11 protein-coding genes and 3 pseudogenes are annotated in these 15,956 nt (G+C 53.1%); 6 read left to right on the forward strand and 8 right to left on the reverse strand.

What is annotated here, in order from left to right; genetic code table 11:
• Positions 1 to 239: 239 nt before the first annotated feature.
• The 3 genes and pseudogenes from AC2FJ5_RS16795 to AC2FJ5_RS16805 form a co-directional block, all read right to left on the reverse strand.
• Positions 240 to 1,250, reverse strand: coding sequence for an autotransporter outer membrane beta-barrel domain-containing protein (locus AC2FJ5_RS16795; protein ID WP_496794092.1), 1,011 nt, complete (start codon positions 1,248 to 1,250; stop codon positions 240 to 242).
• A gap of 434 nt (positions 1,251 to 1,684) precedes the next feature.
• A complete protein-coding gene (locus AC2FJ5_RS16800) occupies positions 1,685 to 2,104 on the reverse strand; it encodes a hypothetical protein (RefSeq protein ID WP_496703407.1) in 420 nt (139 codons plus the stop codon).
• A gap of 179 nt (positions 2,105 to 2,283) precedes the next feature.
• A pseudogene (locus tag AC2FJ5_RS16805) lies at positions 2,284 to 2,583 on the reverse strand (Tn3 family transposase); the annotation flags it as partial.
• A gap of 112 nt (positions 2,584 to 2,695) precedes the next feature.
• Here AC2FJ5_RS16805 and AC2FJ5_RS16810 point away from each other — a divergent pair.
• Positions 2,696 to 3,265, forward strand: coding sequence for a hypothetical protein (locus tag AC2FJ5_RS16810; RefSeq protein ID WP_496704071.1), 570 nt, complete (start codon positions 2,696 to 2,698; stop codon positions 3,263 to 3,265).
• A 721-nt stretch (positions 3,266 to 3,986) separates the two neighbouring features.
• Here AC2FJ5_RS16810 and AC2FJ5_RS16815 read toward each other — a convergent pair.
• Positions 3,987 to 5,009 (reverse strand): permease, encoded by a 1,023-nt coding sequence (locus tag AC2FJ5_RS16815; RefSeq protein ID WP_496703411.1) that lies wholly within the window; start codon positions 5,007 to 5,009, stop codon positions 3,987 to 3,989.
• 85 nt (positions 5,010 to 5,094) lie between these two features.
• Between AC2FJ5_RS16815 and AC2FJ5_RS16820 the strand changes: the two genes are divergently transcribed.
• Together AC2FJ5_RS16820 and AC2FJ5_RS16825 are read left to right on the forward strand one after the other, a co-directional pair.
• A complete protein-coding gene (locus AC2FJ5_RS16820; protein ID WP_496789083.1) occupies positions 5,095 to 5,952 on the forward strand; it encodes a LysR substrate-binding domain-containing protein in 858 nt (285 codons plus the stop codon).
• A gap of 304 nt (positions 5,953 to 6,256) precedes the next feature.
• Positions 6,257 to 6,727 (forward strand): annotated as a pseudogene (locus AC2FJ5_RS16825) (tyrosine-type recombinase/integrase); the annotation flags it as partial.
• A gap of 211 nt (positions 6,728 to 6,938) precedes the next feature.
• On the opposite strand, the gene AC2FJ5_RS16830 reads toward AC2FJ5_RS16825, so the two are convergent.
• The gene (locus tag AC2FJ5_RS16830; protein ID WP_496794094.1) at positions 6,939 to 8,597 is read right to left on the reverse strand and encodes an AMP-binding protein; all 1,659 of its coding nucleotides are present in this window, start codon (positions 8,595 to 8,597) and stop codon (positions 6,939 to 6,941) included.
• 633 nt (positions 8,598 to 9,230) lie between these two features.
• Here AC2FJ5_RS16830 and AC2FJ5_RS16835 point away from each other — a divergent pair.
• From AC2FJ5_RS16835 to AC2FJ5_RS16845, 3 genes are all read left to right on the forward strand, one after another.
• Positions 9,231 to 9,809 (forward strand): TetR/AcrR family transcriptional regulator, encoded by a 579-nt coding sequence (locus tag AC2FJ5_RS16835; protein ID WP_496794096.1) that lies wholly within the window; start codon positions 9,231 to 9,233, stop codon positions 9,807 to 9,809.
• Between the two features lie 124 nt (positions 9,810 to 9,933).
• Positions 9,934 to 10,347 (forward strand): ester cyclase, encoded by a 414-nt coding sequence (locus AC2FJ5_RS16840; RefSeq protein ID WP_496794097.1) that lies wholly within the window; start codon positions 9,934 to 9,936, stop codon positions 10,345 to 10,347.
• A 201-nt stretch (positions 10,348 to 10,548) separates the two neighbouring features.
• Entirely contained in the window at positions 10,549 to 11,625 is a 1,077-nt protein-coding gene (locus AC2FJ5_RS16845; RefSeq protein WP_496794098.1) for a DUF2652 domain-containing protein, read from the forward strand.
• A 180-nt stretch (positions 11,626 to 11,805) separates the two neighbouring features.
• On the opposite strand, the gene AC2FJ5_RS16850 is transcribed toward AC2FJ5_RS16845, so the two are convergent.
• From AC2FJ5_RS16850 to AC2FJ5_RS16860, 3 genes and pseudogenes are all read right to left on the reverse strand, one after another.
• Complete coding sequence (locus tag AC2FJ5_RS16850; protein ID WP_496708972.1) at positions 11,806 to 12,267, reverse strand: hypothetical protein; 462 nt, start codon at positions 12,265 to 12,267, stop codon at positions 11,806 to 11,808.
• 513 nt (positions 12,268 to 12,780) lie between these two features.
• Positions 12,781 to 14,841, reverse strand: coding sequence for an adenylate/guanylate cyclase domain-containing protein (locus AC2FJ5_RS16855; protein ID WP_496794100.1), 2,061 nt, complete (start codon positions 14,839 to 14,841; stop codon positions 12,781 to 12,783).
• Positions 14,842 to 15,413: 572 nt separating this feature from the next.
• A pseudogene (locus tag AC2FJ5_RS16860) lies at positions 15,414 to 15,617 on the reverse strand (IS6 family transposase); the annotation flags it as partial.
• Between the last annotated feature and the right edge of the window lie 339 nt (positions 15,618 to 15,956).

Here is a 15,956-nt window from a genome sequence, read left to right on the forward strand (position 1 = left end):
AAGTTTGGTGGTCGTAGCCATCCAACGGGTGCGCCATGGACATTCCAGCACTCAGAACAATGGCGAACGCGGTGACGGAGGAAATCAGTGCCTTTTTCATTTCTTGGTCCCTTTCGGTTGAGCGTGTTTGAAACGCTGTGTGCGCATTCAAATTGGCGATCTGTCGGTCAGATTTATTGCGATGACACATCAAGATTTTGAGAAAAAACATCGAGCTAGCGTCTGAACCCCGTTACTCTTCAAAACTGCACCTCTACGCCGATGCTCCAGCTGAAGGCGTAGTCGTCCGAGCTGCTTCCCAATCCAGTTTCAGTAGTGATCTCACCATAGAACCAAGAGCGATCTGACAGGGAGAAATTACCGCCAAAGGTCAGGGCCGCTGTGTCCTGACCGCGCTCGGTGAACACTGTACTTTGCCCAAACACCAACGAGGTTGCGTTGTCGAACGTATGATAAACGTCGATTTGACCATACAGCATCGAATTGTTTGCAATGGCACGTTCAGCGCGCAGTCCGACCCGAGCCGTCAATGTGTCACCATCCACCAGGGATCCGATCCGACCACCCCCGACGCCATCTGGGACATCGTTCATGTCGATATCGCTGTACATGATCTGCACTTGCGGGGTGAGCGTCCATTCGTTCAGCAGCGTGAAGGGCTTGCCAACTTCAACAGATACCTCATACCCACTGCCATCGGCATCCACTGCGCCCCTGCCATTCGGACGTATCTGGCTGTCGAAATACCCATAGCGAAGCTGCCCGTCGACATAAAGCAGACTGTCCGCAACCCAAAGCGCGCTCAGGGTTGCATCGTAGGCTTCGGTCGAGATATTGGCACTGGCCAGGCTGGTGCCGACGTTCGATGACAGGCTGCCGATGCCAAATTCCAGCCCGCCAAACAGCTGTCCGCCCGCGATCTCACCCAAAGGCAAATTCGCGCCATATCGCAGAGTGCCGTTGTTCGTCGTCAACTCGCCTTCACCGACATCATAGCTGTCGCGTTCACTTTGGGACTCAAACCAGAACAATGGTCCGGCGGTTGTGGTCAAATCAATCAGCACCTGGCTGGCGGTGAAGGCTTTGGAACCGTTGCTTTGCGTCTCAGTGCGGTTGTGTGCTTGCGAATCTGATGAGCGAACACCCTGTTTAAACCCGCTTAGGTTGCCACGCGAAGGACCGGCCATAGACATTCCGGCACTTACGACAAGCACGAATACTGTTGCGGATGTGAACATTGCCTTTTTCATCTTTTCGCGCCTTTCAGCTAAGCGTGTTTGGCACGCTGTGTGTGCAATCAAATTGGCGATCTGCGCCTCAGATTGATTGCGCTGGCACATCAAGGTTTTGAGAAAATACATCAAACGAACGCCTGTTTGCGGCGTGTTTGGCAGTGGGGCATTCTCTGTCAGGTAAACACTGGCTTAGCGACAACCGCGCCGGATTGATCAGGTTAAAGCCGACAAGCGCACTCATTCCGTAGTTGGTCTAGTTTAAACGAATGGTCACTGGGTGCGCGTAATGGCAAAGCACATGATCGGTTTGTGATCTAGGAATTTAGCGGGTCTTGGAAGCTCCGTTGCATCACAACGTCCAGCCAGCAAAAGGAGCGAACCAGCTGGAGTTGATCACCGGTAAATCTCGCCTCGCTGTTCACAGCTTGGTCTCTTTCAGCATCTTAGCCTCAGCGTCTCCTGCGTTTGATCACTGTACCAGCATCAATGTCAAAAACGTTTTTAAGCCTTCTTGCATCAAAGTCGAATTCAGGCACTTCAAGGAAATAAACGGTAATGCCGCCGATAAGGGGAGCATTGGAAAGCTGCGAGCCCCCTCCGGCGCCATATGTGCTATTCTCCTGAGTTAAGGACTGGTTCTTTTGACCCAGATCGTGCTTTGACGTCAAACCAGAACCGCCGCCAATCATCTGAGTGGTTTGATGGTTGTTGGCTTTCTTCCCAGCGTGGTTGTTTGCTTGTGAAACGGATGTGTGGACATTCTTCTCAAACCCACGCTGGGCTTGATCACGCACCGGACCAGCCATGGACATTCCGGCGCTTGCAACAATCGCGAACACTGTGGTGGAGGCAATCAGTACTTTTTTCATCGTTTGGTTCCTTTTCAGCCGAGCGTATCTGAAACGCTGTGTGTGCACTCAATCTGGCAAACCGCGGTTCAGATTTATTGCGCTGACAAGTCAAGGTTTTGAGAAAAGTCATCAAGCTAGCGCCTGTTAGCAGCGTGTTTGGGATGGATTCCGGTAAGGGGCAGGATTGTATCATAAGCGGTGACCGCTCTTCTCAGATGCTTGGTGTTCCAGTGGATGATGATAGCGGCCAAGAGGACAAGGCCTGCCATCCGATAGTGCTAGTCCTTGGCAGTACGGTCGCGGATTTCACCCTGTAGACCAATTCTCAAGGCGTTCTTCGGGGCGTGATGCGCCTCGCCCTTGTTCAGCCTAATCTGTGCACGGCGCTGCATATCGGCATCGAGCAACCAGTGGATGACAAACAGCGTCCGTTCCATCTTGCCGATTTTACGCAAGGCGAAGGCAAGTTCATGCCTGGCGGGGATAGGCGTCAACTTGAAGCCTTTTCTCAAAACCTTGACCTGTCAGCGCAATAAATAGAATCCGCAAACTTCCAAGTTGGGTCCACCTACAGCGTATCAGACAGGCTCAACCTAGAGGGACCAAGAAATGAAAAAGACACTTATTACATCCGTCACCGCATTCGCCATTGTCCTGAGTGCCGGAACGTCCACGGCTGGTCCGTTGCGCGACCATGGCCAACGCGGGTTTGCGCACAAAGTTCACTCATCAGTTTCGCAAACAGTCAACCACACTGATGGGATGGCCAATACCTACCAAACCACCAATTCGTCCGGCTTTAGCTTCGATTTGCCTTCAGAGCGTCATCTGGGTCAAAATAACCTGCCCGCCACTCTGCAATATCCCGCAATAGACCCGAATTGGAGCTTGGATTTGTCCGATGTTGATGTGATCGGAACTGATACTGGTGGATACGCGATCGAAGACGGTATTCACCTGAATTGGGGGCCAAATCAAGAAAACCAAATGCTTGGTCAAGTTGAAGAAGATGGTCGATACCTCATTGGTTCCGTGATCATTGTCGCGGCAGGGTTTGGGGTTATCATCGAGGGTTTTGCGGAAATTATTTATGATATCGCTTGCCCACGTGGCAATCTTGGCCCAGCTGAATGCTACCAATTCTGGAATGCGGGAGAATTAGGTCCGGCTGCGATGTAGTTCCGGTAACTGCTGCGCTGCAATACTGAAAGGCCACCCGGTATAGTGGGAAGATCACCACGGTATGGACCGACCATGACCCAAACCCCTGCGCCGGCTCACAAGAGACGCTTCAGGGGCTACTCCGTCAGGGAGATCATGCTGGGGTGTTCTGGGTGGAAGCCGATATGTCGGCTGAAACCTAGAGCCCATTCACGAGACGGCAGGCTCGGGATTTGCTACTAAAACAGATTGCAGCCCGAAGTCACTCACCGACCTGGACATTGCCGGTTTTGTTGCAAAGATTTGAGCCCGACCAGCTGTCTTAACGATCAGATCGGAGCTAGACGGTCAGCTCTGCGAATTGTTTGAATGGACAGAGTCCGGGCGTGAATTGGCCCTTGCGAAACATGTGCGCCACCTCGATACCTCAAAAGTTGCCGTAGCCGACCGCTTATTACAGCACTGCGTGCAGGTGAATGATAAGTTTGCGAGTGCAAACCAATAACGATAATGGCTCCCATTATCGATATGGATACGAACTGCCCAACCCGGTCATTGTGATTTTTCGCGGCGCAGGCTCGCAACGGAAGAAACGCTGCATGCGCTCGAAATCTGGCGCTGTGACGCGGCGATGAAACCGGCCATTGGTGCAGCGCGCAGCGAGGCTGGAACGATCAATTCACACAGTGCGGACAAAGCTGCCTGTTGCTGAACATCTGCTTCCCGTTAACGCTGAATCTCAGACAATCCACCCAAAGACATACCCCGCCCCGAGCGACCCCAGAACTGCAAGCAACAGATAGAGCATGAACGGTTGCATTTTGAGCACCGGTGCAATGGCCATCGCACCCCAGATGCTGACAACACCGCCCGAGACAAGGAAAGCCATCGCCGCGCCTTCGGACATGCCGTTGTCGATCAACCCGCGTGTCAGCGGGAGCGCAGCGTAACCGTCGATATAGGCCGGGGCACCGACAAAGACAGCGGCGGGTATGGCCCACCATTTGTCTTCGCCAACATATGCTGCCAGTACGCCCGGCGTCAGTGCGGCGTTTAAGGCATACTCGGCGGCAAATGCCGGGATCAGGCAGATCAGGATCAGCCGCGTGGTCGCCCAGAACTGTCTGCTGAAAGAATGCCTTCGTGCCTCAGACCGCCATACCCATGGATCAAAGGGTTGATCCCTGCCGCATCGTGCGGCACTCAATTGGCGCGCAAGACCATTGTCTCGAAGCGCGCTCATTGCCCAAGGTGTCTTGGCGAATAGCCCTGTGATCACGCCCCCGAATACGCCTAATCCGAAAGCTGCGAGTGTTTTGCCGATCGCAAAGCTCAAACCCAGTGTCGCGGCTGTTGTCGCGAGCATCGCCGGATCAGTTATTGGGGAGGACAGCCAGAATGCCATGATCGGAGCGAGTGGCACGCCCGCTGCCAGCAATCCGGCCATTAAGGGCAGCACCGTCACACCGCAGACCGGCGTGATGGCTCCGATGAGCGATGCAGCCAAAACCGCTCTCAGCGTCCTGCCCTCGAACGCGCCAGCGATGTGGGTATCCGCGCCGCTGGCGATGATCCAAGCTGCTAGTATGATGCCCGGAATGACAATGGGGGCAACGACAATTAGACCCCATAGGACGAACCTTGCTGCGTTTGCGGCGTGTTCCGGCCAAGCAAAACCTACACCTGCCAACAGAAGCAGAAACAGGCCCCACACTAAGGGTTTCCGGTTGGATGGTCGGTTGGCAGCTGTCTGATCGGACATGGGATACTCCTCTGACCTTGAAAAATAGTGCGGCGCGAGGCATCTGTGAAACGCATAGTTTCAATTTCCGATATTGGAAAAACAAATGGAAAACCTGGATAGCGATCTTTTGCGAACCTTCGTCGCCGTGGCTGATGCCGGAAGCGTCACAGAAGGCGCCGCTCGTATCCACCGGTCGCAGTCCGCAACAAGCCTTCAAATCAAGCGCCTTGAAGGGATTCTTGGTCAGCCGGTCTTTGACCGACATGGCCGCGGGGTGGTCCTGAGCGACACGGGACGAAAGCTATTTCCAGTCGCGCAGGAGGTGACGGCACGTCTCGACGCGGCACTACGGGAGATTTCCCAGAACACTGTAAGCGGGAAACTACGTTTGGGGATACCCGACGATCACGGGCGAACCAAACTCGCCGAGATCATTGCGTCCTTCACCCGTCATCACCCAAAAGTCGAACTGGATGTCACCTGCGCCCTGAGCACAAGTTTTCCCGAGGCCCTCGACAAAGGTTCGCTGGACCTTGCGGTCTATGAGGTCGAAAACCCGTCCAGCCAAGAGGAAGTTCTTTATGAAGACCCAACTTGTTGGGTGTCGTCGGCGCGCCGGAATTTTCAGATCGATGAAAGCCTTCCGGTGGCCCTATTCGATCATGCGTGCTGGTGGCGCGACGCGGCAGTCAGTTCATTGCAAGCCCGCGGAGAGCCATATCGCCTTGTATATTCCAGCCAGAGCGTCTCTGGCGTGATCGCAGCGGTTGAGGCTGGGATTGCAGTAGGTCTACTTGGTCGCTCGTCGCTTCACGCAGGTCTATCGGTGGTGAACGACGCATTGGACTTCGGAAACACACCTGCCTCCAAGCTGGTGATGGCATCCAGCAAGCCGAAAGAACAAGGGCCTCAAGACGCTATGAAGGAGGCGATCCGAGCCGCATTTATGGCCAAGCCATAAAAAACTGACTTTCACTGCGTTCTGTCAAATGGGCAGGTCGGACTCGGTTCCTGACATCGGAGGCGGCGCGGCATCCTGTGGTATGACGTTTGTGTCAACGTCGGGTTGTCGTTTTGGGAGGGCATGGCGGATCGGAGGATTAGTCATGGAAATACCAAACTTACCTGCCATTCGCGCACTTCGGCCAGCCTGGAACAAGGGCCGCATTGTCGGTCAGAAGCGGCCACTGAAACCTAAGCATGTCTGAGCAATCTGGGTGCGGCTTGAATTGGCAGAGGACCATCGTGATCTTGCTCTGTTTAATATGGCAATCGACAGCAAGCTTTGCGGCTGCGACCTTGTGAAGATGAAAGTTGTGGATGTGATGGCGTCAGGCCAGATCAAGGAACGCGCCTCAGTGCTACAGAACAAGACGCAGAAGTCAGTTCGGTTTGAGATATCTGAAGGCACCCGCACATCCGTCGAGAAATGGATGGAAGACGAACTGATGGTCGGATCAGAGTATCTTTGGCTAGGCCGTTCTCATGAGCGCCTTCACATATCGCCACGTCAATATGCGTGGATTGTTCGGGACTGGGTCACGTCGATCGGACTGGAAGTCAGTGCATAGGGCACGCATTCGATGCGGCGAACGAATGTCACTCAGATCTACAAAAAGACTGGCAACTTTCGCGCCGTTCAGCTTCTGTTCGGGCACACAAAGATGAACAGTACAGTTAGGTATCTTGGCGTTGAACTTGAGGGTGACTTGGCCATTGATGAAGCTATTGAAATCAAACATCTCTGGGCCGCCTACACGGTCGGCCCTTACCGGTCACTCGACATGCCGTCACGATGCTGCGGTTGCAGCCCACTTTGCGGTCATTCGCTACGACAGCAATATCTCAACACAAGCGAACTCACAGAACGCGGGACGAAGCTGCCGGTTGCTGCCCAGCAGAATTGCCATGTAGATGAACGACGAAGCTTGCCCTCGAGAGGCTAGATCAAGTGGCGCCGACACTCGCTGGTCGAAGCAGGAACCTTTGAATTTTGCCGCTGGGTGTCTTTGGCAGTTCTTCAACGAATTCGATAAGCCGAGGATAGGCGTGTGCAGAAAGGCGCTGTTTTACATAATCCTTCAGCTCTGCAGCTAACTCCTCATTACCTTCTGTGCCTTCCGCCAGTACGACCACCGCTTTCACTATTTCGGTCCGTTCCTTGTCCGGCACGCCTACGACTGCCGCCTCCGTCACAGAAGGGTGTTCGATCAGGGCGCTTTCAACGTCAAACGGTCCGATGCGATACCCCGAAGAGGTGATAACGTCGTCGTTCCGCCCTACGAAAGTGATACATCCGTGTTCGTCCCGCTCCACCGTGTCCCCGGTAAGATAGTATCCGTTCTCGATCGATTTGTTGCCCTTATTCAGGTAGCCGCTAAAGAACAAGAGAGGTGAATCCGCGATGTTGACGGCCAATTGACTAGGCTCATTGAAATCGGCGATGCTGCCATCCTCGGCCAGAACCTCGACCCTGTATCCCGGCATAACATAGCCAGCCGATCCCGGACGAACCGGATGCTCAAGCCCGTGATGGTTATTCACCAGCATACCCGTTTCGGTCTGCCCATAGTGATCTTTAATCGGCGCATTCAGTTCGGTTTCGAACCAGCGGATGACTTCGGGGTTTAGCGGCTCGCCTGCGCTGCTGATGCACCGGATCTGATCGCGCAGCTGTGACGCGCGCTCGGTTCCGGCGGCGATGATTAGTCGAAACGCAGTGGGCGCGCCTGCAAAGTTAGTCACATTCAATCTCGAAATCACGTCATATGTACTGTCCACTGTGAATGGCCCCTCGACGAGAGTGGTTGCATGACCCAATAGTAGCGGGCCGATCAACGCATAGTATAGACCATAGGCCCAGCCCGGATCGGCAATGTTCCAGAAAACATCCTCATGCCGCAGACCGATCCCTTCGATCATGTAAGATCTAAAGGCAGGCAGAGCTTTTAGGGGCACGGGAACTCCTTTTGCGGGACCTGTAGTTCCAGATGTCGCCATCATGAACATCAGGTCATCGCCGTTCCGCAATACCGGGACGAACTCAGGCGATTGCGAGGCCATTGCCCGGCGGAAATCAATGTCTCCCCCAACAACCTCTTGTCGCGTGTCAGCAATCATCGCGACAGGCGGGCAACCTTCCACTTCGTTGAGCTTTTTGCGGTTCGCGGCGTCAGTCACAACCATCTTCGCGCCGCTCATGGTCAAACGGTCCTGAATGGCCTTGGGCCCAAAAGCTGTAAACAAAGGTTGATAGGCAGCGCCAGCTCGGAGGGCGCCAAGAACAACCGTCACAAGATCCGGGGTGCGCGGAAACAGACCCGCCACGATGTCACCGGGTTGGATACCTTGTTCTTTCAGCAAGTTGGCGAAGCGTGCAGCTTCATCGCGCAACTGTCTAAAGTCGCGGGTCTCATAGTGCCCGTCCAATGCAATCCAGTTCAAAGCCAGGGGATTGCCCTGCAAATGGACATCACAACATTCTACGCATGCATTGATCCCGTCGCTGAAATTACCGAAAAAGACAGACTTCGCGACGTCCAGATCAAATTTCTCCACCGCTTTGGAGTATTCTGGGGAAGTCCCAGAGTCAGAATTCGATTCCATCAAAACGTATTCCTCCAAATGCAGCCCTAAATTACCTTGCGCTCAAATAGGTCGAATTTCCACGTTGGAGATTACGCGAACATCTGCGCGCCACGAGTGGTCCATTCAGTCCCGAACCAAAGCTCGATTTGGCACGAGACGGTAGGGCAACGGTCCAATGCATGGCAGATGAAATGGGAGTGAGCCGACGCTCGTTACAGAGAAACCTAAACGCGTCAAGATTCACATTTTCGGGGATACGCGACCAGGCTGTAAATCATGCAGCATTGCTCGTGCAAATGGTCTAGGTCAAGGCAGGCTCGTTCGACCATCGGAACTTTGCCTCTCAGCGAATTTCATCGAACTGGTCATTGAAGGCCGCGCTGGAATGCGAAAATTGAGCCACGCGTTTTCTGCGGTTGGTTTGAACAATAAGAATGGCGGTCAATCCTGACGTCAATTTTAGAAAACGCGGGAGCATTCCCGCTGCACGGAGCAATGACAAATCAACTACTTGCCTGCGAGTTGGAATTTAAGAGCGCACCATGCAAAACGTGGCAGTTCACGAAGATTCTACCCTGCGTAACGGTTTTTCTTGATCTTGCTGAGACGGTATGTGTTGCGATTTTTAAATGATCATTTTAATATACTCCGATGGGTAGACCAAGATCATATTCACGCGAAGCTGTAGTTGAAAAAGCCATGGGTGTATTTTGGCAAAACGGCTACAAAGCTGCATCGATAAGTGACGTTGTCCGCGAAACCGGGCTGAACACGGCCAGCATGTACAAGGAGTTTGGAGACAAGGAAGGATTGTTCTCAGCAGCTTTGGATCATTACCGCGATCATGTTATCGGGCCGCGCTATCGTATTTTGATCGACAACCCTAACTTAGAAGGCGTCGAAATGTTTCTCCGAAACGTTTTTTTGGGGGCCGCCAAGTCGGAATACAAGGGCTGCCTGATGATGAACCACCTTGCACAAAAGCATGTGATAAGTCCTGAGGCCGCAAAGCAAGTGGGCGCGTTCTGCGCAGAAGTCGAGACATTGGTTGAAACCGCTCTTCGTAATGCCCAGGCGGATGGAGACATCGGGGCGGAGAAGGACACGGCGCAGCTTGCAAGCTTTGTGGTTTTTTGCGTTCACGGGACCGTCTTGTATGGGCGGCACGACGAAAAAAAGCACGTGATACCAAATTTTTACGACTTTATCATGAGGGAAATTCGCGAGTGAATTTCATCCCTTATTTATTTTAAAATTGATTTTTTAAAATAAATGTTCTAAAACTACCCCATCCAGACGGAATTGAAGGCAACGACGTGCTGGACGCTAGTGAAACAGGGATAGGAGAAACACGATGAGTATTTCCGAAACGGCCATGGCCTTCTTTGATGCATGCGAAACAGGCAAAGGCTGGAACGTCTGCAAGTCATACTGTCAGGACAGTGCCGCTTTTACATGTGAAGCCGACGCATTGGCCGATATCTCGACAATCGAAGGTTATACAGCTTGGACCGCCGGAATTTTGACCCCAATCCCAGATGGCAGTTACGACATCACCTCATTCTCGACTGATCACGAACGCAACATCGTAACGGCCACAGCAGTATTCAGCGGCAAACAAACCGGTGAAGGTGGACCAGTTCCTGCCACCGGCAAAGAAATCGCAACCAACTATGCCTACGTTATGGAATTTGAAGGTGATAAGATCGCCCGAATGACCAAAATCTGGAATGATGGGCACTCTCTAAAACAACTCGGATGGGCGTAGTGACGTCGCTATAGCGGCGGCGCCATTTAGGGGCTGTTTTGCGGAACTTGGTAACCACTTCGGGCTCTCACCGGCAACTTTGCGTCTGAGCTCCGGCCTACACACCATGATGACCGTTTATGGCGCATTTGGACCCAAAGTGGTTTTGAACCCTTTGTGAACTAAAATAGTCGCGCCAAACACTCTTTTGAGGAGCGTGCCATGTCAACACAAACTGGATATCTGTTGATTGCCGACATTTCCGGATACACACAGTTTCTGACCACTTCGGAAATGGATCACGCTAATCCGATTTTGCAATCCTTGCTGGGCGTACTGATCGAACAGGTGGGTGATCCGCTCCATTTCTGGAAAACCGAAGGCGATGCCGTTCTGGCATATTCGACGCGGCAGGATTTCCCCTCCGGCGAGACCTTCCTGACCATCTGCGAAAATCTCTACAACGCATTTGCTCTTCGTCGGCAGGACATGATTGCCAACACAACCTGTACCTGCAACGCGTGTGCCAATGTCGGAGGTCTGGATTTGAAGGTTATCGCCCACCATGGCCAGTTCGAAGAAATGCAACTTGGCCCGGTAACGGACTTTTCCGGCACCGACGTTATTCTGGTCCACCGAATGGCCAAGACGAACGTTGTAGAAGCCACCGGTGTGCGCAGTTACGCGCTGTTCAGCGAGGCCGCTGCAAACGCCATGGATATCAAAGGTATAGTGGAACCGTTTTCACAAGACATCGAACATTTTGGCGAGGTTTCGATGAAGGTCTACGATTTGGCTAAATCGTGGGAACGTTTGCGTGCAAACCGCGAGCGTCATTTCCTGACCGAAGAAGACGGCGTTTGGACATATTTCCATCACTTCGATGCGCCAATCGCGGTGGTTTGGGAGGCATTGGTCGCGCCGGAACTAAAGCTGAAATGGATGAACCGCGTACAGAAAATCACCGTCGACAGCCCGCAAGGACGCCTCGGCAACGGGACGGGTTATCATTGCTCTCACGAATTAGCGGACTTTTTCTATCGCATCACTGATTGGGAACCGTTCGATTATTTCTCGACCTGCATCCAGGATCCGGCGCGCACTGGAGTAAGCCTGCCCGAGACATATCAGCTGACGCAAACGAACACCGGCACCGACTTGCGATACACAATGGGTCAAGCGACGGATGCCGAGGGCAATAGGTCGGAAATCTCAGAACAGGAGGTTTCAGCGTTCCTGGCAGAATTCTGGGCCGCATCGTTCTCTGATCTGGACGAACAACTCAAGGCCTCGAAGTAAGAGCGCTTTGTTGGGACGGCTTATATTGCGTCGGCAACCGCGAAATGCTGCTCTCTGTGATGTGTATGATGTCTGACGCCATCGCCTACCGAACATTGGAGCAACAGTAACGTTTTCCCATGCCCTGCTTCCCACGATCAATCCAACGGCCCTACCCCTCATAAACTCAGGGACAACATTTCACTCAGGGATTTCCACGGTTCCTACTATGTGGGTTCGCCTCAAAGGTAGTGCTTGGTACATCGACACAATGTCCGTCGTGGCTATGCCCTCGCCAGTCATCCCATCATAGCGCCCAGTTCCGACGATAATTTCCCAAGAGTTTGCCGCGCCTTTTTCACCTGCTTTCCAACGCATCGTGAAAGTGTCTTCGCCCTCACCAAAAATGCATATTCCGGAGATTGAGTTGGTCCCATCTTGGTAACCGAACCCCGATCCAAGGCATCGAGCAAGCCCGCCGTCAACAGGACCTTCGATAACTTCAAATCCTCCTTTGTTGTCGGCGATGTGGAAAATATGATCACCAAGGTCAAAGTTTTCCTGAGAAAGCGGATAGAAATTATTAAGCTCGATGCGTTGCTCCTCGGCACTGGTCGCAGTACTAGTAGCGGCCAAGACCGAGATCAAAATTAGGTATTTCATTAAGGCCTCCTAAGGCTCCATTCACCTTAAGAGTATTAGTGACATTAGCAAACGACGGGCATGTTAATTACGGCTATTCATGTGCGCCCGCTCGTCTCGACCCGCCAGTATGTGCGAATTGTCCGGGAATGGGTGAAGCCCATAGACCTTGAGGCGAGCACCAACGGAACGCATTCTAAGAGGTGAACCAAGGTTACTCAGATCTGCAGAAACATTGACAATCTGCGCAATAAGCGACTTCTGCCTGGACATACAAAATTGGATAGGACGGTACGGTATTCTGGCCTAGAGTTGGAGGACACATTGGCCATCGCGGAAGCTTTTGAAATTTAGAGCCACAGGGTCGTTTTCCTAGACGGCCCAAACCGGACATTGGCTACAGCGTGGTGATGCTGCGGTCGCAACCCACTTTCCGGACATTCGCTGCGAGAGCGAAGCCCCTGGCGCGCTGAGCACATACAACACAAGACTTGTCGGACTTTCCCAAAGCCCCTTAACTTAAACGGAAGTTACCTACTGGTTCTTGTTGGTGCTAGTAACCGCACGCCAACCTTCCTTTGGCGGCCTGTCTAACAGGTCTTGGGCGCGGGTCATCATGGCGACTGAGGCGGGGTCTCCGTTTCGCGCCTGGTCTGCGGCCGCAAATGCGGCAACGGCCTCTTCAAACCGCCCTGTCCGATAATGTGTAAGGCCCTGTTCATAAGCCTCTATCCAGGCAAATGATCCAACACGCCCATCCGCCATCGCGATCAGTTCGTAGACCACCAGCTCTTCAACACGTCCAAACACGGTAAGCGTGTCCAACTCACGGACCACGATTGCGTCAGCGGCCTGTCGCCTCGTTTCCGGCCCGACCAGGATCAGCGTTCCATAGTCTTTGTTGGCCCCTTCCAACCGACTGGCAACGTTCACGACATCACCAATCGCGGTGTAGTTCAACCGCTGCTCTGATCCGATATTTCCGACCAGAGCCTCGCCGCTGTTCACCCCGATCCTGACGCGTAGGGGGTTGCCGGCCTCATCTTCAATTCCGGACGCGCCCACGGCAGCGACAAGGTCCAGCGCTGCGCGGCAAGCATTTTCAGCGTGATTGGCATCTTTACGCGGCGCCCCCCAAAACGCCATCACGGCATCGCCAATAAACTTGTCGATCGTCCCACCGTTTTGAGTAATGGCCGCTGAGGCTGCGCTGAAGAAGGGCTCCATCAGATGGACAATATTTGGGCCAAGTTTTTCGGACAGCCCTGTGAAACCCGCTACATCGCAAAACAACACAGAGATCTGTTTCATTTCTCCGCCCGGCTGTATCTTGATGCCCTCAGCAACCAGCATACGCACAAGATCGGTGGGCACGTATTTTCGGAAAGCGGACAAACCAGCGGCCATGCTCGCGGTTGCCGCAGAAAGATTGGCAAGCTCAGACAGTCTGGAGGGTCTGCGCTCAATGCGTTCGACGTCAAAGCGTTCGATTTTGCCAAGATCTTCGGCGATGCGTGCCAACGGATTTGCGACAATGCTTCGGATCAGCCAGATCGCCAGCCCGGTTGCGACGATCACCACACCGATCAAAACGTATATCAAGTTTATCAGCGCTTCATCGATGCTCGACAGAAACGCCGCTTCGGGTATGACCGTGGCAACGCGCCAGCCGTAAAACCCCAGTGGCGTCAGCGCCACCGCATAAGGCACGCCGTCGATGACGACACGTTTCGTTAACGTGCCCTGGGCATTCGCTTGGGGGTCTGCCAACAACCTTTCGCCTGAGATCATGGCAACTTCATAAAGCTTCCCTTCGCCCATTCGCGCCGGGGTAATCTCATCCGCTTCTGCATCAGGTACCGCAATAACTTTGCCGTCAGCGTTCAGAATAAATGCCGCGCCGAATTCGCCGGGCGCAAGCGTGGCGAGAAAACGTGACAAACGATCCGTTTCGATTGCAACGGCCAGAACACCTTGCCGCGTTCGGTTAACGTCTATCGGACCAGCAAAGGCGTAAACGGTTTTTTTACTATCCGGAAGGTCGCGCGTTTCGATCCACCCCGCAGAGCTGAGCCCCATGAAGTTTTCAAACCAGGCATGTTCGCGCGGATCATAGGATGTTTCAGTAAAGGCCCGCTCCTCGAACTGAATGTCACCCGGGATAAAGATGTAGCGATCCTTCCGCAGCATTCGATCGCGGATTCCCTTGTCGATTTCAATCATCTCAAGCCCGCCGTCACCTAAACGGTGCGACGCGAAAAAATTGCCATCGGGCCAGCCAAAGAACATCCATGAAATATTCGGCTGCGCCTGCAGTTGCGACAGAAAAACAAACTCGCGCTTGTCGGCCTGTCGCGTCGCGATGACGTTCTGGACAAAGATCGTGCGAACGGCTGCCCAGGCGGCTTCGGCCGACCTAAGCGTCACCCCCACCTCGATGCGGACAGTGTTCGCGATCTGGCCGTTGATTTCAGCTGCAAGCATGCGGCTATTGTCGCGCGCAGTCGTCCACCATAGGGAATGGACAATAAAGGTCGACACTCCGATAGACACAGCCACCAGAATTGACACAGCGATGCCCACGCTAAGTCGCACTTAAATCTCCGCCAAATAACTCATATTCTTCAGTATTGAATTGAGATTGCTAGGAGGGCATAACTTTTTTAGACCTATCCCGAAATCTCACGCAACTGTTAGGTAGCAGCAAAGCATTGTGTTGAAGCGGACGCTTGAACATTGACTACTGTAGCTGACCTTTGCGATTTTTCCAGACGCTGTGTGCAAATGAACGGGCGGCCCGAACCTGCCATTGGCAGATTTGTCCCACCACTGCGCTGCAGCTCATCAAAGGAGACATTCGCCGCAGCCACAAAATCGGCAGGTCTACGAACTAACAGCTCGCGAAAGGAATCTGCCGTTCATCTACTCTGCCCTTCCGACCGCATATTGCGGGAAGAGCCACCGTTGGTCCGAATTCGCAAGTTCGGTATGATCTTAGCGGCTTTGTCGCAAAATTCTCTGAAGTGTGAGGGCTGGTTGGAATTTATTAAGTTCAAGCGGTTAGGTTCGCAAACTGCTTGAACGGGCAGATTCCGACTCCGAACTGACCCTTTCTGATCATCTGCGCAACTTCAATCCCATCGAGCGTTGCAGAGGCGGACGCAGTTTCGCTTCTGGCGACGTGCCTTGTCGGCAATCAATGGCGCATATTTGACGATCCAACGGTTCAGCGTCGCGTGATCAACCTTAACTCTGCGCTCAGCCAGGATTTCTTCCAGATCCCGATACGACACTGAGTAGCGCAGATAGAAAAACACCTCGTGCAAGATCACATCTTTTGGGAAATGCGAGCCCTTGAATGAGATCGTCACCGGATGCTCCTGTCAATTTTGGGCTGGTCATAAATGTTGTTTTCTCCAGTGACAGAATAATTAAGTCTATTGAGAACCAGTACCGCCAACTACTAATCCAAGTATATAAGGGCGCCTCTTTATAAACGTGGCCTTTGTGCCGAATGGGCAAAGCATTGGTTTTTCACCCGTCGCGCAAACAAACCGCACCAGGGAATGGCGAACGACATCTAATCTGATCTCTAGACGGCGGCGGCTGCTACCTGAAGGGTGCGTTGTGGGCTAACACTTGCCAGATCTCAGGCGTTAACCCTGGATGCTAGCATTGGATTGAGTTCCCTTTCAGCACATCGAAGCCAG

It is taken from the genome of Ruegeria sp. CDSA221 (genome assembly GCF_059611825.1).